Annotated in this window: 22 protein-coding genes; 18 read left to right on the top strand and 4 right to left on the bottom strand. The window is 71.7% G+C overall.

Annotated elements, in window-relative coordinates:
- The first annotated feature begins 37 nt into the window (after positions 1 to 37).
- The 7 genes from ASG96_RS04995 to ASG96_RS04965 all read left to right on the top strand — a co-directional run bounded on the left by ASG96_RS04995 (position 38) and on the right by ASG96_RS04965 (position 5,263).
- A complete protein-coding gene (locus ASG96_RS04995; RefSeq protein ID WP_162262016.1) occupies positions 38 to 1,054 on the top strand; it encodes a GNAT family N-acetyltransferase in 1,017 nt (338 codons plus the stop codon).
- Complete coding sequence (locus ASG96_RS04990; protein WP_057587001.1) at positions 1,051 to 2,049, top strand: GNAT family N-acetyltransferase; 999 nt, start codon at positions 1,051 to 1,053, stop codon at positions 2,047 to 2,049. The genes ASG96_RS04995 and ASG96_RS04990 overlap by 4 nt, the downstream gene beginning before the upstream one ends.
- 222 nt (positions 2,050 to 2,271) lie before the next feature.
- On the top strand, positions 2,272 to 2,529 hold the full coding sequence (locus ASG96_RS04985) for a hypothetical protein (RefSeq protein WP_057586999.1): 258 nt from the start codon (positions 2,272 to 2,274) through the stop codon (positions 2,527 to 2,529).
- Positions 2,526 to 2,759, top strand: a complete 234-nt coding sequence (locus ASG96_RS04980) for a hypothetical protein (RefSeq protein ID WP_057586997.1) — start codon at positions 2,526 to 2,528, stop codon at positions 2,757 to 2,759. Before ASG96_RS04985 ends, ASG96_RS04980 begins: the two co-directional genes overlap by 4 nt.
- A 196-nt stretch (positions 2,760 to 2,955) precedes the next feature.
- On the top strand, positions 2,956 to 3,768 hold the full coding sequence (locus tag ASG96_RS04975; RefSeq protein ID WP_056760628.1) for an amino acid ABC transporter substrate-binding protein: 813 nt from the start codon (positions 2,956 to 2,958) through the stop codon (positions 3,766 to 3,768).
- A complete protein-coding gene (locus ASG96_RS04970; protein WP_057586995.1) occupies positions 3,765 to 4,433 on the top strand; it encodes an amino acid ABC transporter permease in 669 nt (222 codons plus the stop codon). The genes ASG96_RS04975 and ASG96_RS04970 overlap by 4 nt, the downstream gene beginning before the upstream one ends.
- Positions 4,430 to 5,263 carry an amino acid ABC transporter ATP-binding protein gene (locus ASG96_RS04965; protein ID WP_235509068.1) on the top strand — a complete coding sequence of 278 codons (834 nt, stop codon included), beginning with the start codon at positions 4,430 to 4,432 and terminating at the stop codon, positions 5,261 to 5,263. The genes ASG96_RS04970 and ASG96_RS04965 overlap by 4 nt, the downstream gene beginning before the upstream one ends.
- A 49-nt stretch (positions 5,264 to 5,312) precedes the next feature.
- Here the strand turns inward: ASG96_RS04965 and ASG96_RS04960 are convergent, their stop codons facing one another.
- Entirely contained in the window at positions 5,313 to 6,026 is a 714-nt protein-coding gene (locus ASG96_RS04960; RefSeq protein WP_200962650.1) for an SGNH/GDSL hydrolase family protein, read from the bottom strand.
- Between the two features lie 111 nt (positions 6,027 to 6,137).
- Here ASG96_RS04960 and ASG96_RS04955 point away from each other — a divergent pair, with 111 nt between their 5' ends.
- From ASG96_RS04955 to ASG96_RS04945, 3 genes are all read left to right on the top strand, one after another.
- On the top strand, positions 6,138 to 7,316 hold the full coding sequence (locus ASG96_RS04955; RefSeq protein ID WP_056760637.1) for a cystathionine gamma-synthase: 1,179 nt from the start codon (positions 6,138 to 6,140) through the stop codon (positions 7,314 to 7,316).
- A 21-nt stretch (positions 7,317 to 7,337) separates the two neighbouring features.
- A complete protein-coding gene (locus ASG96_RS04950; RefSeq protein WP_057586993.1) occupies positions 7,338 to 8,693 on the top strand; it encodes a glutamate mutase L in 1,356 nt (451 codons plus the stop codon).
- A 285-nt stretch (positions 8,694 to 8,978) separates the two neighbouring features.
- A complete protein-coding gene (locus ASG96_RS04945) occupies positions 8,979 to 9,968 on the top strand; it encodes a hypothetical protein (RefSeq protein WP_057586992.1) in 990 nt (329 codons plus the stop codon).
- A gap of 121 nt (positions 9,969 to 10,089) precedes the next feature.
- Here ASG96_RS04945 and greA read toward each other — a convergent pair whose 3' ends face one another.
- Together greA and ASG96_RS04935 are read right to left on the bottom strand one after the other, a co-directional pair.
- On the bottom strand, positions 10,090 to 10,575 hold the full coding sequence (gene greA / locus ASG96_RS04940; protein WP_056760646.1) for a transcription elongation factor GreA: 486 nt from the start codon (positions 10,573 to 10,575) through the stop codon (positions 10,090 to 10,092).
- A gap of 199 nt (positions 10,576 to 10,774) precedes the next feature.
- The gene (locus ASG96_RS04935; protein WP_057586989.1) at positions 10,775 to 11,146 is read right to left on the bottom strand and encodes a DUF4307 domain-containing protein; all 372 of its coding nucleotides are present in this window, start codon (positions 11,144 to 11,146) and stop codon (positions 10,775 to 10,777) included.
- 180 nt (positions 11,147 to 11,326) lie between these two features.
- On the opposite strand from ASG96_RS04935, the gene mca reads away from it, so the two are divergent.
- Both mca and ASG96_RS04925 read left to right on the top strand, forming a co-directional pair.
- A complete protein-coding gene (gene mca / locus ASG96_RS04930) occupies positions 11,327 to 12,370 on the top strand; it encodes a mycothiol conjugate amidase Mca (protein WP_235506839.1) in 1,044 nt (347 codons plus the stop codon).
- Positions 12,367 to 12,753: a hypothetical protein gene (locus ASG96_RS04925; RefSeq protein WP_057586988.1), complete on the top strand. Its 387-nt coding sequence runs from the start codon at positions 12,367 to 12,369 to the stop codon at positions 12,751 to 12,753. The genes mca and ASG96_RS04925 overlap by 4 nt, the downstream gene beginning before the upstream one ends.
- Positions 12,754 to 12,854: 101 nt before the next feature.
- Here the strand turns inward: ASG96_RS04925 and ASG96_RS04920 are convergent, their stop codons facing one another.
- Positions 12,855 to 13,577, bottom strand: a complete 723-nt coding sequence (locus ASG96_RS04920; protein WP_056760654.1) for a hemolysin III family protein — start codon at positions 13,575 to 13,577, stop codon at positions 12,855 to 12,857.
- 241 nt (positions 13,578 to 13,818) lie between these two features.
- On the opposite strand from ASG96_RS04920, the gene ASG96_RS04915 reads away from it, so the two are divergent.
- From ASG96_RS04915 to ASG96_RS04890, 6 genes are all read left to right on the top strand, one after another.
- Positions 13,819 to 14,580, top strand: coding sequence for an isoprenyl transferase (locus ASG96_RS04915; protein ID WP_057586986.1), 762 nt, complete (start codon positions 13,819 to 13,821; stop codon positions 14,578 to 14,580).
- A 195-nt stretch (positions 14,581 to 14,775) separates the two neighbouring features.
- A complete protein-coding gene (locus ASG96_RS04910; protein ID WP_056760659.1) occupies positions 14,776 to 15,714 on the top strand; it encodes a hypothetical protein in 939 nt (312 codons plus the stop codon).
- Positions 15,715 to 15,840: 126 nt separating this feature from the next.
- Positions 15,841 to 16,512 (top strand): hypothetical protein, encoded by a 672-nt coding sequence (locus ASG96_RS04905; protein WP_057586983.1) that lies wholly within the window; start codon positions 15,841 to 15,843, stop codon positions 16,510 to 16,512.
- A complete protein-coding gene (locus ASG96_RS04900) occupies positions 16,509 to 16,865 on the top strand; it encodes a hypothetical protein (RefSeq protein WP_057586981.1) in 357 nt (118 codons plus the stop codon). Before ASG96_RS04905 ends, ASG96_RS04900 begins: the two co-directional genes overlap by 4 nt.
- Positions 16,866 to 17,367: 502 nt before the next feature.
- Positions 17,368 to 18,603 carry a PhoH family protein gene (locus ASG96_RS04895; protein WP_235506864.1) on the top strand — a complete coding sequence of 412 codons (1,236 nt, stop codon included), beginning with the start codon at positions 17,368 to 17,370 and terminating at the stop codon, positions 18,601 to 18,603.
- 298 nt (positions 18,604 to 18,901) lie between these two features.
- The gene (locus ASG96_RS04890) at positions 18,902 to 19,894 is read left to right on the top strand and encodes a hypothetical protein (protein ID WP_057586979.1); all 993 of its coding nucleotides are present in this window, start codon (positions 18,902 to 18,904) and stop codon (positions 19,892 to 19,894) included.
- Positions 19,895 to 19,916 lie beyond the last annotated feature (22 nt).

The following is a 19,916-nucleotide window of genomic DNA, read 5'->3' as shown; positions in this document are numbered from 1 at the left end:
CTGGCTCCGCGCCCCCGGGCTCGACAGACTCGTGCGCGTGAGCGACGACCTGGAGATCCGCCCCATCGACCTGCTCGACCGTGCCCAGGAGGATGCGGCCCGCGACTGGATCGGCGTCCACGCAGCCGTCCAGCGCGAGCTGTTCGGTCCCACGGGCAGCGCCTGGACCCTGGACGAGATCCGGGGCTTCCACCGCTCGCCGTCGGGCACCCGGGTCGCCCGTGCGGCGTGGGTCGGAGACCGTCTCGTCGGTGCGTTCGAGGCTCGGATGCCGACGACCGACAACCTCGACCTGGCCCTGTTCTGGCTGTCGGTCCTGCCGGACCACCGGGGGCGAGGCGTCGGTGAGGCCCTCCTGAGCGAGGGGGAGGCGATCGCCCGCGAGCACGGCCGCGGCACGCTGATGGGCGAGACGGAGTGGGCCGAGGGCGGTGTCGACCTCGCGGAGACGTTTGCGGCTCGACACGGCTACGCCGTCGGGCAGACGATGCTTCGCAGCGCCATGTCGCTGCCCGCCGACCACGACGCCCTCTCGGCGCTCCTGGCCGTCACCGACGACTACGCCGTCGAGACCTTCGTCGACGCGATGCCCGAGGAGTGGCTCGACGACCGGGCGGTCCTCCAGCAGCGGATGAGCACCGATGCCCCCGCGGACGACCTCGCCCTCGAGGAGGAGGCCTGGGACGCCGACCGCCTGCGGGAGACGCACGCCCGCACGCTCGCCTCCGGGCGGCGGATCGTCGAGTCGGCCGCGCGCCACACGCCCTCGGGCCGTCTCGTCGCCTTCACGACGATCGGGGTGTCCGCAGGAAGCCCTGACCTCGGCTACCAGCAGGACACCCTCGTGCTGAGGGAGCACCGCGGCCACGGGCTCGGCCTGCGGCTCAAGGCGGCCAATGCGCTCCGCCTGATGGACGAGATCCCCGAGGTCTCGTCGATCCGCACGTGGAACTCCGCGTCGAACGCGCACATGCTCGCCGTCAACCGGCGGCTGGGCTACGTCGTCGACGGCTACAGCCGCGAGTGGCAGAAGGTCACCGGGCCGGCCGAATGAGACCGCGGGTCAAGGAGATCGAGCTAGCCGTCGGTGACCGGCGCAGCGAGGCCTGGCTCCAGGTGCACCATGCCGCCAACCGGGCTGTCTGGGGCGACGCGGCCCAGCGGACCTCGATCGAGGAGATCGTCGACGTCGCGGACCGCCGGCACGAGGTACGGCGCACGTTCCTCGTCTCCGAGGCCGGCTCGGACGTCGTGCTCGCGGCCGCCCAGACGATCCGACGCACCCGTGAGAACCTCGGGACGGCCGGCCTCTGGCTCTCCGTCCACCCCGAACACCAGCGGCGCGGGATCGGCTCGCTCCTGCTCGGCCACTGCGAGCAGACGCTGCGTGACGACGGGTGCGACCGCATCCACGACCACAGTGGGTCTCCGGCCGAGCACGGCGACGCCGCAACGGGATTCGCCCTCGCGAACGGCTACCGCCAGACGCTGGTCGACCTCCGTCAGGACGTCGCGCTGCCCGTGGACGAGGCCACGCTCGACGCATTCGACCCGCGACCCGACCCGACGGCATACGTCATCGAGACGTCGGTCGACGGGCTCCCCGAGGACTGGCTCGAGGATCGCGCCGTCCTCGCGCGACGGATGAGCACCGACGCCCCGTCAGGGGAGATCGACCTCGACGAGGAGGACTGGGACGCAGAGCGGGTGCGGCAGCTGTGGAACACCCCGAGCCCCGTCTGGGGCGTCGAGTCCGTCGCGCGGCACGTGCCCACGGGACGGCTCGTGGCCTTCACCGACATCGTGGTGCGCCCGGGGCAGCCCGACCTTGCCGTCCAGTCGGACACCCTCGTCCTGCGCGAGCACCGGGGCCGGGCACTGGGCCTGGCCGTCAAGCTGGCCAACCTCCGTGCCCTGCAACGGGAGCGCCCCGACGCCACGACGGTGCGGACGTGGAACGCCGACACCAACACCCACATGATCGCCATCAACGAGCGGATGGGGTTCGCCGTGACGGGGTGGACGCGGGAGTGGGCCAAGCACCTCTGAGCCGCGCGCCGGGGTGAACCCATGGCGTCGGGAGAAGCGCACGCGACGCCTGCTCGACAACACACCGAGCAGGTCACAACACACCGGTGTCCGATCCCGGTGGTTTGGCACCTTCTCGGTGTGTTGCGGGGCACGCCTCGGGTGTCCGGAACGGGGGGAGTGTGTCCGGCGTCCGTACACTGCGGCGCGCCGGTGGTCGGTGCCGCAGACAGGAGACCCCTCATGGTCCGGACCGTCCTCTGCTCCTTGGCCGTCAGCGTCCTCGGCCTCGCGGGGTGCACCACGTCGGAGCCGGCCGACCAGCCGCGGGGAGCGTCCGCGACGGTCGCGGTCGCGGACCGGGCGCAGGCGCTGTGGGCCGGCCGGACGGCCTACGTCGGCGACAGCTCGAAGGTCGTCGCGCTCGTGGACGCGGCCGGCTTCGGGCCGCGTGGCACCTACTCCTCGCGCTCTGGACGACGCGGCCGCCGTATGCCGTGACGATCACGCTCTCCGACACCGGGAAGCCCTTCGGCACGACCGACCTGCGTGCCCCGGCCACGCTGCTGCTCGGCACCGTGACCAACCTCGACACGGTCAACGTGACCTCCGCGGGGCAGACGTACACGCTGACGGCGCGCCAGGCGACGGCCGCGCTCGGCCGCGACGTCAAGACGCTGGGCACCGAGCGCGCGGGGCTCGAGGACTACGTGGCATCGCTCGACGACTGACGTGCTCCTGACGACCCGGTCAGGGCCTCGTGCACGGGTGGGTGACGCGGGCGACACGCCGAAGAGGGAATGCAGACGACGTCCTGCCGGTTGGCAGGCGGTGGACCCCCGACAACTGATTATGTCCATCCCAAGGTGGACTTATAGGTTGTCGGCCGTCCGACGCCATCCCGCCGATCCACAGGAAGTGCCTACCATGCGTTCGAGGTTCACCCTCACCGCCCTGCTCACCACGCTCGTCGCCGTCGTCCTCACTGCCTGCAGCACCGGCTCGGGTGGCGGCTCCGACCTCGAGTCCGTCAAGCAGGCAGGCGTCCTGCGCGTCGCCACGGAGGGCACGTACTCGCCGTTCTCGTTCCACGATCCCAGGACGAACGCCCTGACCGGCTACGACGTCGAGGTCGCGAAGGCCGTCGCCGACAAGCTCGGCGTCAAGGTCGAGTACGTCGAGACGCCCTGGGACGCGATCTTCGCCGGCCTCGCCGCCGAGCGCTACGACGTCGTCGTCAACCAGGTCACGAAGAACCCTGAGCGCGCCGGCCTCTACGGCCTCAGCAGCACCTACACGTGGTCCGAGGGCGTCATCGCCACCCGCGCGAACGACACGTCGATCACCTCGCTGGCGAGCCTCGAGGGCAAGAAGTCCGCGCAGAGCCTGACGAGCAACTGGGCCGCGGTCGCCAAGGACGCCGGCGCCCAGGTCGAGTCGGTCGAGGGCTTCACCCAGGCCATCACGCTGCTCAAGCAGTCGCGCGTCGACGCGACCGTCAACGACAGCCTTGCGGTGCTCGACTACCAGAAGTCGACCGGTGACCAGACGGTCAAGATCGCGGCCAGGACCGGGGACGTCTCCGAGCAGGTCGTCGCGACCCGCAAGGACTCCGACCTCGTCGCCGCCATCGACCGGGCCCTCGCCGACCTCGAGGCCGACGGCACCCTCGCGAAGATCTCGCAGAAGTACTTCTCGGCCGACGTCTCGAAGCAGCCTGCCGGCGCCTCGGCGTCGTGAACGAGCAGACGACCCAGCTGATCCTCGACGCGCTGGGCCCGCTGCTGCGGGCCACGGTGACCACGACGATCCCGCTGACGATCATCAGCTTCGTCCTCGGGCTGGTCCTCGCTCTCGGCGTCGCCCTCATGAGGCTGTCGTCGGTGCGCGCGGTGTCGTCCGTGGCGCGGGTCTACGTGTCCCTCGTCCGCGGCACGCCGCTGCTGCTCCAGCTCTTCATCATCTACTACGGCCTGCCCGCCCTGGGGGTGCGCTTCGACCCCTTCCCGGCGGCCGTCCTCGCCTTCACGCTCAACGTCGGTGGCTACGCCGCCGAGGTGATCCGCTCGGCGATCCTCTCGGTCCCCAAGGGCCAGTGGGAGGCGGCCTCGACGGTCGGGATGGGCTACGTCACGACGCTGCGCAGGGTCGTCCTGCCGCAGGCTGCCCGCACCGCCATCCCGCCCCTGTCCAACACGCTCATCTCCCTCGTCAAGGACACCTCGCTCGCCTCGACCATCCAGGTCACCGAGCTGCTGCGCGTGGCGCAGGAGGCCGCGGCGCCGACCTACCAGTTCTTCGCGCTGTACGGCGTCGCCGCCGTCTACTACTGGGTCGTCTGCCTCGTCCTCTCCGCCGTCCAGTCCCGCCTCGAGGAACGACAGAACAGGTACGTCGCCGCATGACCGAGTCCCACACCCCCCTGCGCAGCACCCGCGCGAGCTCTGCGATCTCCTCGAGATCCACTGCACCACAACCCGACCCGCTCGTCTCGGTGTCCGGCCTTGCGAAGTCGTTCGGCGACCACGAGGTGCTCCGGTCGATCGACTTCGAGGTCGCGCCGGGCAGCGTCACCGTCCTCGTCGGCCCGTCCGGCTCGGGCAAGACGACCGTCCTGCGCTCGCTCAACGCGCTCGAGGTGGCGGACGCAGGCGTCGTCCGCATCGGTGACGTCGAGGTCGACTTCGCGCAGCGACCGCTGACGAGGCGCGAGGTCGCGACCCTCCGGGCCCAGAGCGGGATGGTCTTCCAGTCCCACCACCTCTTCCCGCACCTGACGGTGCTCGAGAACGTCACCGCCGGTCCGGTGCTCGCCCGACGCCGGGATCGCTCCGAGTCCGAGGCGGAGGCGCACGAGCTGCTCCGCCTCGTCGGTCTGGAGGAGAAGGCCGGTGCCTACCCCTACCAGCTCTCCGGTGGCCAGCAGCAGCGCGTCGGCATCGCCCGGGCGCTCGCCATCCGGCCCCAGCTGATGCTCTTCGACGAGCCGACCTCGGCGCTCGACCCCGAGCTCGTCGGCGAGGTGCTCGTGGTCATGAAGGACCTTGCCGCACAAGGGTGGACGATGGTCGTGGTCACCCACGAGATCCGCTTCGCCCAGCAGGTCGCGGACCAGGTGCTCTTCGTGGACGGCGGGGTCGTCGTCGAGCGCGGGACACCGGACGAGGTCCTGACCCGTCCCCGCACCGAGCGGGCGCGTCAGTTCCTGCACCGGATCCTCGACCCCCTCGACTGAAGGACGCTGCGCCGCAGCGCGACCCGAGGGCGTATGCCGTGGGCCGGGCTCAGGCGATGAGGTCCGCCCGGTCGATCGCGCGCTCCACGACGGACGCCATGTCGGCGTAGCCGCGGTCGTTCGGGTGGAACTTGTCCGAGGCGAGCCGCCCTCGCCACGAGCGGGGTCCGTCGCGGCGCATGTCGACGAGGACGAGTCGCCCGGCGGCGGCCCGCTCGTGCAGCATGGCGTCGACGGCCCGTGCCTCGCGCTGCGGGTTGGGCAGGTTCGAGACGACGGCTCCCTCGGGGAGCCGGTCGAGCATCGCGGTGAAGCGTTCGACGAGACCGCGGCGATGGCGCCCCACGACGACGTCGTTCGAGCCGATGACGACGGTGACGAGGGCTGCAGGCGACCCCTCCGGCTCCAGAGCCTCGAGGGCGGGCAGCTGCCGGTCGAGCACGTCCTCGACCCGCGCACCGTTGACGCCGAGGTTGACGAGGCGGTGGTCCCACCCGCGGGTCGCGAGTCGCCCGCTCAGCTGCCCGACCCAGCCCAGGTCGGGCGCGCTCGCACCGATGCCCTGCGTCATCGAGTCACCAAGGGCGACCCACAGGGGCCCGCCACCCGCTGCGGCCACGCGGTTGTGCGACTCCCACCACACGGCATACGGCAGCACCTGCTCCTGGACCGACCGGACGCCGGGGAAGGCCGTCGAGAGCGCCGACAGCACCGGACCGCGCGGTCGCTCGCTGCGGTTGCTGTAGTCGAAGTCGGGTGCCACCACGGCAGCATCCCAGACGTCCGTGTGACGTCCGACGCAACCGGCCGTCGGGGTGCTGGGCGCACCTCGGGCCGCGACGGAGGCCCGGACGCAGGGCATAGGCTCGGCCGCATGTCTGACGAGCACGGCTTCTCCACACGCGCCATCCACGCCGGCCAGGAGGCCGACGAGCTCACCGGAGCGGTGGTGCCCCCGATCTACCAGGTGTCGACCTACAAGCAGGACGGCATCGGCGGCTTCCGCAACGGCTACGAGTACAGCCGGTCGGCCAACCCGACGCGGACGGCGCTCGAGGAGTGCATCGCCGCGCTCGAGGGCGGCAGCCGCGGCTTCGCCTTCGCCTCTGGGCTGGCCGGCCAGGACACCGTGGCCCGTGCGCTGCTCGTCCCCGGAGACCACGTCGTCGTCCCGAACGACGCCTACGGCGGCACGTATCGCTACTTCAACAAGGTCGCGAAGCCCCAGGGCATCGAGCACTCCATCGCGAACATGGGCGACGTCGAGGCCGTCCGCGCGGCGATCCGCCCGGGGCAGACGAAGATGGTCTGGGTCGAGACCCCGACCAACCCGCTGCTCGGCATCGCCGACATCGAGGCCATCGCGGGGATCGCCCACGATGCGGGCGCGGTGCTCGTCGTCGACAACACGTTCGCGACGGCCTACCTCCAGAGCCCGCTCGCGCTCGGCGCCGACGTCGTGACGCACTCGACGACGAAGTACTCCGGCGGCCACAGCGACGTCGTCGGCGGCGCGGTCGTGACGGCCACTGAGATCCGGGTGCCCGGCTACGAGGACGCCGAGGAGCGGATCGCCTTCCACCAGAACAGCATCGGCGGTGTCGCCGGACCGTTCGACTCGTGGCTGACGCTGCGCGGTCTCAAGACCCTCGCCATCCGGATGGAGCGCCACTGCGACAACGCGGAGAAGGTCGTCGAGTTCCTCGAGGGCCACGACGGCGTCTCGCAGGTGCTCTACCCGGGGCTGCCGGGGCACGCCAACCACGACGTCGCCGCGCGCCAGATGAAGCGCTTCGGCGGCATGGTCAGCTTCCGGATGCGTCGCGGTGAGGACGCCGCCGTCAAGGCGTGCGCGGCCGTCAGCCTGTGGACGCTCGGCGAGTCGCTCGGCGGCGTCGAGTCGCTCATCGAGCACCCCGGTCGCATGACCCACGCGAGCGTCGCAGGCACGGAGCTCGAGGTGCCGTCCGACCTCATCCGCCTGTCGGTCGGCATCGAGGACGTCGACGACCTCATCGCCGACCTGCGCGAGGCGCTCGACATCCACGGCTGACCGGCTCGACGACCACCGCGCATGACGATCCTCGCCGTCGACTTCGGGTCGACGTTCACCAAGGGCGCCCTGCTCGCCGACGACGGCAGGGTGCTCGGCACGGCGTCGACCCCGACGACCGGCACCCAGGGCCGGGGCGACATCCTCGACGGCTACCGGACGCTGCGGGAGGCGCTGGGCGTCCCGGGCGACGCCATCGTGCGGGCCTGCTCGAGCGCGGGAGGCGGGCTGCGGCTCGCCGTCGTCGGCTACGAGCGCACCGTCACGGCCCAGGCCGGTCACCGGGTCGGCCTCTCCGCCGGGGCCAAGGTCGTCCACGTCGCCGCGGGTGAGCTGACGACGGCGGACGTCGCGGGCATCCGTGGGTCCCGGCCCGACATGATCCTGCTCGTCGGCGGCACCGACGGCGGCAACGGGAACGTCCTGCTGCACAACGCAGCCCGGCTCGCGAAGGGTGCCATCGGCGGCCACGGGGCGCACGCGGTCCCGGTCGTCGTCGCCGGCAACGTCGACGTCCGCGACGAGGCGGCGGCCGTGCTGGCGACGACCGGCCGGCCGACGGTGCTCGCCGACAACGTCCTCCCGCAGATCGGCGTCATCGCGCCCGAGTCGGCGCGTGCGGCCATCCGGGACGCGTTCCTGCGCCACGTCATCGGCGGCAAGGGGCTCTCGCGTGACCCGGCGTTCGCCGCGATGGTCGAGGCGGCCACGCCCGACGTCGTCCTGCGCGGCGTCGAGGTGCTCGCCTCCGTGGCCGACGGGGGTGACGTCCTCGTCGTCGACATCGGCGGCGCCACCACCGACGTCTACTCGTGCCTGACGCCCGAGGGCGAGGACGCCGGCCTGCGCAAGGACGTCGTGGCGCCCCTCTGGCACGCCCGCACCGTCGAGGGCGACCTCGGCATGCGGTGGAACGCCGAGCACGTCGTGGAGGCCGCCGTGGTCGAGCACCTCCTCGACACCGTCGCCGACCCGGCGGCCCTGACCGCATATGCCGCCCGCGTCCACGAGGAGCCCGGCTCGCTCCCGGTCGACGACGCCGAGCGCGCCCTCGACCTCGAGCTGGCGCGGCTCGCGGCACTCGTCGCTGTGCGTCGGCATGCGCGCCCGGCCCAGCCGACGGAGTCGCCGCGGCCGCTCGCCAACGTCACGGCCCTCGTCGGGTCCGGGGGAGTGCTGCGCCACACCGACGAGGCCGGCCGCGACCACGTGCTCGGGGCCGTCCTCGCCGACCACGCCGGTGGCTGGAAGGTGCCGCGCGCGGCGCGCACGACGGTCGACACGGCATACCTCCTCTTCGCGGCCGGCCTGTTGGCCGACGACCCCGAGCACCTCGGCCTCGCCCGCACCGTCGCCACCCAGACCCTCCACCCCTAACCGTCGAGAGGCCACGTCTGGCCCCCTCCTAACCGTCGAGAGGCCACGTCTGGCCCCCTCCCAACCGTCGAGAGGCCACGTCTGGCCCCCTCCCAACCGTCGAGAGGCCACGTCTGGCCCCCTCCTAACCGTCGAGAGGCCACGTCTGGCCCCTCCCAACCGTCGTGAGGCCACGTTCGACTGCCACCCGGACGCTCATCCACACCCCCTGCGACCGAAGCCGCGGTGTGCACAGGACCAGCGCGACCTCTGGCCACGAGCGGCCACACGGCAGATCGTCCGTTCATGGACGCAGCACCCCTGCCTCTCGATCTGACCCGTCGCCCCTTCCTCGCATCAGAGGCCCTCGCCAGGGGAGTGACACGCAAGCGACTGCGTGCCCGGGATCTCTGGACCCCGACGCGTGGGGTCCGATCCGTCGACCTCCCCACGTCGATCGTCGAACAGGCTCGCGCGTTCGCGGCGGCGGCACCCACGGAGTTCGCGTTCTCCCACGTGACCGCCGCGCAGCTGCTCGGCATCCCGCTCCCGTATGCCGTCGAGGAGGACTGCCGGGTCCACATCGTCACGCCGACCTCCGCCAACCGCATCAGGAGGGCCGAGGTCCAAGGCCACCGTGGGCTCGAGAGCCGCGAGGTCGTCGACGTGGTCGGCCTACCGGTCGTCGCTCCCGCTGACACATGGGTAGACCTCGGCGAGTACGTCGGGCCCGGCAAGCCCGTCGGGCTCGACGACCTCATCGTCGCTGGGGACGCGGTGGTCAACATCGTGGGAGGCACGGAGCCACTTCGCCATGCTGTCGAGTGCCGTGTGAGACCGCGCGGCAAGGTCACGCTCACGTACGCGATCCCGCGCATCCGGGTCGGGTCGTGGTCTCCGATGGAGACGCGGGCTCGGCTCATGGTGCTGCGGGCCGGCCTTCCGGAGCCGTCGCTGAACGCGGACGTCTTGAGTCGCACGGGGGAGTGGTTGGGGTGCGGGGACCTCGTCTGGCGCGAGCAGAGGGTCGTCGGCGAGTACCAAGGAGTCGAGTTCCACACGCGCCCGCTGGACCGCCGTCACGACGGCGTCAGGAGGGAGGGAATCGAGCACGGTGACTGGGTCGTCGTCGAGATCGCCGCTGAGGACGTCTTCGACACGCACTGCCGGGCGGCGAAGCTGCGCGAGCTCGCGGGCCACCTCGGGGTCAACCCGCACGTCCTGGACGTCTTGGGCTCCGGCCCGCAGTTCCTGGCGCCACCGCAGTTCGCCAGGCCGCGACGACCCCGTCGTTAGCTGCGGGGCCGGACGTGGCCTCTCGACGGTGGGCAGGGGGCCGGACGTGGCCTCTCGACGGTGAATAGGGGAACGGGCCGGTCCCCAGGGGGACCGGCCGTTCGTCAGGCGTCTGCGGTGCTCAGCCCGTGTAGGGCTTCGCGGCGATGACCTTGACCCCGATGGTCTTGCCGTTGGGGGCCACGTAGCTCGTGCTGTCGCCGACGCTCTTGCCGTTGATGGCGGCGCCCATGGCGGACTTCTCGGAGAAGACCTGCAGGTCGGAGCCGTCGGCGATCTCGCGGTTGCCGAGCAGGAAGGTCTCCTCGTCGCCGAAGATCTCGACGGTCACGAGCATGCCGGGCTCGACGACACCGTCGTCGGGGGGCGTCTCGCCGATCGTCGCGTTCTGGAGCAGCTCGGTGAGCTGGCGGATGCGGGCTTCCATCTTGCCCTGCTCCTCGCGGGCGGCGTGGTAGCCGCCGTTCTCCTTGAGGTCGCCCTCCTCGCGGGCTTCCTCGATCTTGTGCGCGATCTCGATGCGACCTTCGCCCGTCAGCTGGTCGAGCTCCGCCTTGAGGCGGTCATGGGCCTCCTGGGTCAGGAAGCCAGCGGCAGTCTCGGTCACTGTGTGTCACTCCTTGGATGAACAGCGCCCACGCGGTGCTCGCGTGGGCGCCTTCACAAAAATAAGGGCCCGAACCGTGGTGTCGTCGACTCGTGATGCCGGTCGGCGACGGGTCCGGACCCTTGATGAAGCAACAAGGATAACAAAATGAACGGCAAACGTGCAGTTCACGCCGCATTCGGCGCTCGGGTGCCCCCGCTCAGGAGCAGGTCTTGACCTGACCGGTCACCGCTCGTGACGTCGTGCGCAGGGTCACGGACTCGTTCGTCGTCTCGTCGACGCTCGCCGGCACCTGCACCGTGCTCGTCCCCACGGGGGCGAAGTCGCGGGAGAGCGCCTCGACCGTGCACGTCAGGGCCGTGCCGCCGGGTCGGTAGACCTGGAAGTCGACCCGCACCTGCTGGTCGCTGACGACCTTGTAACCGAGGGTCTGCCACGAGGGCTGGCCGAGCGTCGACGACAGCCCGAACCAGATGGCGAGGCCCACGCCGGCGAGGATGCCGACCGTGCCGACGACCCACCACTTCAGCTGGCCGGGGGCGGGGCGGGGCAGGGTCGTGCGGGACGGCATACGGAGTCCTGGCGGTTCGAGCCCGCGCATCGTCAGGTGCGGGGGAGTGAGAGGATGGCGGACGGGTCCAGTGTCTCCCATGGCACGGCGAGAGCCGCAGGGACCCGGGCGCCGAGGGGCTTCGGCAAGACCAGCCACCCGCGTCCCACCACCGACGACTGACGACGAACAGGGAGCCACGTGGCCGAGGGCATGCGTTTGATGGCGGTGCACGCGCACCCCGACGACGAGTCGAGCAAGGGTGCCGCGACGACGGCGAGGTACGTCGCCGACGGCACCTCCGTCATGGTCGTGTCCTGCACGGGCGGCGAGCGCGGCGACATCCTCAACGAGAAGCTCAAGGACGACCCGCACATCCTGCGCGACATCGCCCAGGTGCGCCGCGACGAGATGAAGGCCGCCCAGGACGTGCTCGGCTGCGAGCACACATGGCTCGGCTTCGTCGACTCCGGTCTGCCAGAGGGCGACCCGCTGCCGCCGCTGCCCGACGGCTGCTTCGCGCTCGAGGACATCGACGTGACCACCGAGGCGCTCGTGCGGGTCATCCGAGCGTGGCGTCCGCACGTCATGACGACGTACGACGAGAAGGGTGGCTACCCCCACCCCGACCACATCATGTGCCACACGGTGTCGATGGCGGCCTTCGAGGCGGCCGGCGACCCGACCCGCTACCCGCACGCCGGGGAGCCCTGGCAGCCGCTCAAGATCTACTACAACGGCGGCTGGAGCAAGGACCGCCTCGAGGCGATCCACGACGCCATGCTCGCCGAGGGGCTCGAGAGCCCGTATGCCGAGTGGCTGGCCAACTGGAAGCCGCGGCGTTCCGGACGCCCCACCACGACGATCGCGTGTGGCGAGCACTTCGAGACCCGTGACCGCGCGCTCATGGCGCACGCGACGCAGGTCGACCCCGACGGCTTCTGGTTCCAGGTGCCGCTCGAGATCCAGAAGCGGGTCTGGGGCGTCGAGGAGTTCGAGGCCGCGCTGTCCTACGTCGAGATCGCCGACGGCGAGGACGACCTCTTCGCCGGCCTCGGAAGCCCCGCGGAGGCCGACGCCCTCGCCACGCGACCCGACCTCGAGCTCGCCCACGACGGCCGTGTCACCGGCGAGCCCGAGCCCGAGGAGGCCGAGCCGGAGTCCGGTCGCGCCCACGGTGACAGCTCGGAGACGCACGCCGACGAGGACGCCGAGTCCGACAGCGCCACGGCGGACGTCCGATGAGCGGCGGCGGCAACCTCCCGATCGGCCCGGGCATCTGGGGCTTCATCGCCTTCTTCGTGCTCGCGGTCGCGCTGTGGTTCCTCGTGCGCAACATGAACAGCCGTCTGCGCCGGATGGCCTACCGCGACCGGGACCGCGCGGAGGAGTTCGCCGCGGATGCCGACATCGTCGGCACGAAGGGCGACCGCGCCACGTCTGCCGGGCCGGACCCGGACCCGGACGCGGACGCGGACCCGGCGGCGGACGAGCGGGGGGACGACCCCCACGCGGGTGACGCCCCCCACCTGGGTGACGACCCCCACCCGGGTGACGACCCCCACCCGGGTGACGACCCCCACCCGGGTGACGACCCCCGCCCGACCGGCGAGGCGCCGCGTCCCTGAGACCCAGCGGGCGGCATACGCCCTCGGACACGACGAACGCCCCGGCACGATGCCGGGGCGTTTCGGTCGTCCAGCGGGCCACCAGCCCGACGGGGAGAGGCTCAGGTGGCGGCCTGGTAGCCGATGACGGCGAGCGTCACGGCGACGAAGTGCGTGAGGAAGCCGCCGAGGGTGAACGCGTGGAACACCTCGTGGAAGCCGAACCACCGCGGCCACGGGTTGGGTCGCTTCGTGCCGTAGACGATGCCGCCCGCGGTGTACATCAGGCCGCCGAGGCCGATGAGCGAGCCGATGAGCGGCCCACCCTCGCGCCAGAACGGCACGACGTAGAAGATCGCGGCCCAGCCGAGCGCGAGGTAGAGCGCCGTGTAGAGCCAGCGCGGGGCGCCGACCCAGAAAACGCGGAACAGGACCCCGGCGATGGCGCCGCCCCAGATGACGAGCAGGAGCAGCCGGGCCTGGTCGGCCGGCAGCAGCGTCACGGCGAACGGCGTGTAGGTGCCCGCGATGATGAGGTAGATGTTCGAGTGGTCGAACCGCTTGAGCAGGCCTGACATCTTCGGACCCCACGTGCCGCGGTGGTAGACGGCGGAGACGCCGAAGAGCAGGGCGGCGCTGATGGTGAAGACGATCGAGGCGGTGCGCACGGACCCGGGGTCGGAGACGAGCACGAGGACCAGGCCGCCGATGAGGGCGACGGGGAACATGGCGAGGTGCAGCCAGCCGCGCAGGCGGGGCTTGACGATCGCGACGAGGTCGGCGACGGGGGTGCTCGACGCGTCCTCGGTGCCGTGGTCGGCGGTGGGCTCGGGGGTGCGGCTCATCGCCCCACTGTAACCTACGCGACCGTAAGTTACGGAAACGTAGGTTCACGGTTTCCGGTGGACCGCGGGTTCGTGGCGGCCTTCACGACACCCTCACGACCTCGTCACTAAAGCCTCGCGCCGACTCCCGCCGACCGCCTCTGCACGCCGATGGACGAGCGGTACGGTGGGACCGCGGCCCGCCCGGGGCTGCCCAGACCGTGACCGGCGATGACACGAGCGAGTCGACGAGGAGGCCCCCGTGGGGTGGCGCGATGTGGTCTACGGCGCGTACGAGCGCCGAGTCCTCAAGGACCTCCCCAGGGAGGCGCTCCCACGGCACGTCGCCGTCATGCTCGACGGCAACCGGCGCTGGGCGCGGGCCCGCGGAGCCGGGACGGCGAGCGGCCACCAGGCCGGGGCCGACAAGATCGAGGAGCTGCTCGAATGGTGCCGTGAGGCGGGCGTCGAGTACGTCACGCTCTGGCTCCTCTCGACCGACAACCTGCGCCGCGCCGAGGAGGAGCTGGCACCGCTCCTCAAGATCATCGAGACGGCCGTCTCCGACCTCGCCGAGTCCGGGCACTGGCACCTCAAGATCGTCGGCGCCCTCGACCTGCTGCCACCCGAGACCGCTGCGAGTCTCAGCGCCTCGGCCGAGCGCACGAAGGACGTCGACGGGATGACCGTCAACGTCGCAGTCGGCTACGGCGGGCGCCGCGAGATCGCCGACGCCGTGCGCGACCTGCTGCTCGCGCGGGCTGCTGACGGCGAGACCATCGAGCAGATCGCCGCCGAGCTCACCGTCGAGGACATCGCCGAGCACCTCTACACCAAGGGCCAGCCCGACCCCGACCTCGTCATCCGCACCTCGGGCGAGCAGCGGCTCGGCGGTTTCCTGCTGTGGCAGAGCGCGACGTCGGAGTTCTACTTCTGCGAGGCCTACTGGCCCGACTTCCGTCACGTCGACTTCCTGCGCGCTCTCCGGGCGTATGCCGGCCGGCACCGTCGCTTCGGCGGCTGACCGGGCGCTCCACCAACCTCGGGGACGGCCGGCCACGACACGCCGCTAAGCGGTGGGGAGTGCTCCCCATTGTCCGGCTTGGCCCGGTTGCGTAGGTTGCCGTTGGGCCGAGACGCCGGAGCACGCACGGGCGGGCGCCGAGCCGGACGGGCCGGGCACGACGAAGACGGCGACGACATCAGGGGAGTACCAGAGATGGCGATCTACAAGAAGGGTGCCGACCCGGTGGCCCTACGGGCGTCCGCCGAGCGCATCACCGGGCACGCCCGTGAGTGCGACACCCTCAAGGGTGAGGCGAGCCGCGCCGTCCACGCCCTCAAGGGCCAGTGGGGCGGCGCCGACCTCGACCACCTGATGGACCGCTGGCCGCCGGTGGAGGCGCAGCTGACGCAGTTCGGTACCGACCTGGGCAAGCTCGCCGAGGCACTGCGGCGCAACGCGGGGGCGCAGGACTCGACGAGCGGTGAGGGCGGGTCCGGCTCCGGTGGTGGACCCGGCGGCTCGGGCGGATCCGGCGGATCCGGCGGCAACGGCGGGATCCCGGGCTACGACCTGCTCAAGTCGCTGTGGACCCCGATCAAGGGCCTCGGCACCGCGGTCGGCCTCCTCGGCACCGGGATGAAGATCAAGAACTTCCTGTCCAACCTCGGCAGCTGGGACCGGGCGACGGGCCTGTTCGCCAACCTCAAGAACGCCTGGGGCACGGGTCGTCTCGCCGAGTTCGGCGACGCCCTGAACCCCAAGAACTGGAGCACCCTCTCGCGCTTCATGCCCTCCCTGGCCGAGGGTGGTGCGCTCGCCCGCACGCTCGGCACCGTCGGCAAGGCGCTCGGACCCATCGGCGTCGCCTTCGGTGGCTTCACGGTCGCCAACGACATCTCCGAGGGCAACTACGGCCGCGCCGGCTACGACTCGGTGATGACCGGTCTCGGTGCCGCGGCCCTGATGACCCCGCCCCCGGTCGACGTCGTCTGCGGCATCGCCGCAGGCGGCATGGCCGTCGGCCAGCTCGTGTACGACAACTGGGACACCATCAGCGACTTCACCGGTGACGCGGTCGACGCTGTCGGCGACTTCGCCTCGGACGCCGGTGACGCCATCGGCGACATCGCCGACAAGGCGTGGCCGTTCTGACCGGCGGGGGAGACCCCGGGAGGCGAAACCACGAGGCACCCGGCATCGTTGACGTCACGACACGGCCCACGCACCCGCAGCACGACCCAGACCCCACGACCACACGGACCACGACCGAGGAGAACCATGGCTGACCCGATGAAGGGCACCCCGCTCGAGGGTTTCGAGCTCCCCGAGGACGTCTTCGGGCTGGGCGCCGGCGAGCTCGCCTACCTCATGGCCCGCCACGAGACCCCGGCCGGTGAGCGCTCGCGCCGCCTGCTCATGCTCGACCCCCGCACCGCGGACGACGCCGCCCTGCTCGCCGGCGCCTCCAGCCTCGCCTCGCGCGGGTGGCTCACCGTCACCGACGACGGCACCCCCGAGTCGCGCTCCAACGCCGCCCTCGTCGAGTACGCCGTGGGCGCGGCCACGCGGTGGACCCGCATCGGGCTGGTGGGCGAGAACGTCAGCCAGGCCGACTTCGCCATCCTCGTCGAGTCCGACACCGTCATCGCCCTGATGCAGCCACGTCAGCTCGCGTCGTGGTTCATCCGCCTCGGCGAGCGCGACGGCAACACCGGCGCCCTCGTCACCGGACTCGTGCGCGAGCGTTTCGCCGCGAACGCCGAGGCCGGCGTCTTCCTCGAGGTGCAGACCCTCGAGGGCAGCACCAACCTCGCGATCCGCCGTTCCGGCACCGACTTCGAGGCGCTCACCGACGTCGCCGGGCCGGGCACCGGCACGGGCGGGGTCGTCGACGCCGACGGCCTGCAGGACGCCGTGACCGCCCTCTACGCCGAGACGGTCAGCGCATGAGCACGCCGACGCCCCCCCAGACCGACCCGGCCGACTCGGCCGACCCTGCCGGCCCGACGCCGCCGAAGGAGCCGTTCTCCTACGTCAGCCAGGAGCGCGGGCTGCTGACCCTCAAGATCCGTGAGCCGATCCTCATGGGCCTGTTCTTCCTCGCCTTCACCGTCGTCGGCGTCATCTTCTTCCTCATGGTCAAGAAGGGCGCCGACCAGGGGGCCGAGGGCGCCATGGGCGTCGCCTACCTGATCCTCGCGATCTTCGGCGGCCTCGGCGTCATCGGGATGGCCATCGCCGCGGTCCGCTGGCGCTGGAAGCGCGAGTACGTCCGCGTCATGGGCCGCTCGCCCTGGGCCTGAGCCCCGAGTCCCGAGCGCCCTCGCTCGTGCCGCCTGCGCCGCCGGCGGCCCCGGGTCCGCTCCCGGGCCGGCGGCGACGGGCGTGTTACGCCCGTGTGAACTCTCGGGCGACACGACGACTCGACGTCGCTCAATCCTCGTCGCCGTCGCCTCCGAGTCGTACCGTCGTCACAACGGCCGACACCCGTCGGACGTTGCCAGGAGGCCCACCCATGGAGCGATCGCTCAGGACGGAGGGTCGGGCAGTGCGCCACCCTCTGGTGGTCACCGCCCGGCAACTCGGGAGCGATTAGGCGCGCGACGCGCGCCGCGTAGGGAGTGGCACATGGCTCGTACGACCCGTCAGGTCACGTCGGACCCCGCCAGCACGACCACCAAGCCGGCCGCGGCCTCCACACGCGCCACGACTCGCGCCACCACGCGCACGACGGCCCGCGAACGCGAGCCCGAGCACAAGACGTACGTCCTCGACACGTCGGTGCTCCTGTCCGACCCCCGGGCCATGCTCCGCTTCGCCGAGCACGAGGTCGTGCTCCCGGTCGTCGTGGTGACCGAGCTCGAGGGCAAGCGGCACCATCCGGAGCTCGGCTACTTCGCCCGCCAGGCCCTGCGCCTGCTCGACGACCTCCGCGTCAGCGAGGGCCGTCTCGACAAGCCGGTGGCCGTGGGCGCCGAGGGCGGCACGCTGCGCGTCGAGCTGAACCACACCGACCCCTCGTCGCTGCCGGCGGGCTTCCGTCTCGGCGACAACGACACGCGGATCCTCGCGGTGGCCCGCAACCTCGCCAACGAGGGCGCCGACGTCACCATCGTGTCCAAGGACCTCCCGATGCGCGTCAAGGCCTCGGCGTGCGGCCTCGAGGCGGAGGAGTACCGCCACGAGCAGGGCGTCGACTCGGGCTGGACCGGGCTGCAGGAGCTCGAGGTCAGCAGCGAGGAGCTCGACCAGCTCTACGACCGCGGCCGTATCGAGCACGCCGGCGCCGCCGAGCTGCCGTGCCACACCGGTCTCGTCCTGCTCTCGCCGCGGGGAAGCGGTCTGGGGCGGGTCGGTGCCGACAAGCAGATCCGTCTCGTGCGCGGCGACCGTGACGCCTTCGGCCTGCATGGCCGCAGCGCCGAGCAGCGGATCGCCCTCGACCTGCTGCTCGACCCCGACGTCGGCATCGTCAGCCTCGGTGGGCGCGCCGGCACGGGCAAGTCGGCGCTCGCGCTCTGCGCGGGCCTCGAGTCCGTCATGGAGCGTCGCGCCCAGCGCAAGGTGCTCGTCTTCCGCCCGCTCTTCGCCGTCGGCGGCCAGGAGCTCGGCTACCTGCCCGGCACCGAGCAGGAGAAGATGAACCCGTGGGGCCAGGCGGTCTTCGACACGCTCGGGGCCCTCGTCTCGACCGAGGTCGTCGAGGAGATCATGGACCGCGGCCTGCTCGAGGTGCTGCCGCTGACCCACATCCGCGGGCGCTCGCTCCACGACGCGTTCGTCATCGTCGACGAGGCCCAGTCGCTCGAGCGCAACGTGCTCCTCACGGTCCTCTCGCGCATCGGCCAGAACAGCAAGGTCGTGCTCACGCACGACGTCGCCCAGCGCGACAACCTCCGGGTGGGGCGCCACGACGGTGTGGCGGCGGTCATCGAGAAGCTCAAGGGTCACCCGCTCTTCGCGCACGTCACCCTGACGCGCAGCGAGCGCAGCCCGATCGCGGCACTCGTCACCGACATGCTCGAAGGTCTCGAGATGTGACCTGAGTCACACGACGCACGGCGCTCCCCGAGCACGCGGCTCGGGGACGCTGTGCGCTGGGCCACTCGCTCCGGCCCCCTGAAACACCCTCCACGGTGGATGCCGACTTGCTCCCGGGTGCAGTCGGCTGGCACCGTGTGAGGTTGAAAGATCTCGGAACGGTAACGCTCACCTCGGGGTGTGAGCGCGATCCCCCCGGGTCACCTCCACACGTCGGGCGCAGCCGTCGACGGGCCAGCGCCCGCAGACGCACGCGCCGGGCACACCCCCTCGACCCAGGAAGGCGTGACGTCTGTTCATGGCACGGTATGAAGGCCGGCACCGCAACGCTCCGGCTCCCTCGACCGCTCCGCGCCCGAACCCCGCCACCCCCTCGGCGCGGTCCGACCGCGTCGACCCCGAGACGGCTCCGGCCGTCCCCCGGAGCCCGCGACCGGTGAGCCAGCCCGCTGCGGGTGCGACCCAGGGAGCCCGTCGGGCCTTCGACCCCACACGCGCCATCCCCGTCAGCGCTGCCTCTACCGACCACGCCGACGGCGCCGGTCCCCGGCGCCCGGCGGCGTCCCTGCCGCACGCGACGCGCAGCAGCCGCCACGCCAAGCCGACCGCGCGCCAGCGCCACGTCGGCCGGCCGATCCTCGCCGGCGCGCTCGCGCTCGGCCTCGGAGCCTCAGGCTTCGCCTACGCCAAGGCCACCAACCTCATCGGCGCCGACGCGGCCGCGTTCGTCGTCGGCAGCGGGGTCGTCGCCCAGACCGACGAGCTGGCCCGCGCCTCGACGGTCGACACGACCTACCGCGCCGCCGCCTCGGTCTCGCGCAACGAGCGCCGCACCGCCATCGCGGCCACCGGCCTGCGCACCGCCAAGGAGCTCGAGGCCAAGAAGAAGAAGGAAGCCGCCAAGCAGGCCGAGCTGGCCCGCGAGGAGGCCGCCAAGGCCGAGCGTGCGAAGGAGCGCCAGCGCGCCATCGACAACGCCAAGGACGACCCGCAGGCCGCGGCCCGCGTCCTCATGGCCGACCACGGCTGGACGAGCGACGCGCAGTACAACTGCCTCGTCAACCTGTGGACCGGCGAGAGCGACTGGCGCTGGTACGCCGAGAACGCCAGCTCCGGGGCCTACGGCATCCCGCAGTCCCTCCCGGCCCGCAAGATGGCGCAGTTCGGTGCCGACTACCGCACCAACCCGCTGACCCAGATCAAGTGGGGCCTCTGGTACATCGAGATGTCCTACGGCAACCCGTGCAACGCCTGGTCGACGTGGCAGGCGCGCTCGCCGCACTGGTACTGACCTGACCCACGCCGTATGCCGG

The organism is Terrabacter sp. Soil810, from assembly GCF_001429645.1.
GTDB lineage: Bacteria > Actinomycetota > Actinomycetes > Actinomycetales > Dermatophilaceae > Terrabacter.
Note: the sequence above shows the minus strand (reverse complement) of the source record. Positions and strands in the feature narration are given on the sequence as shown.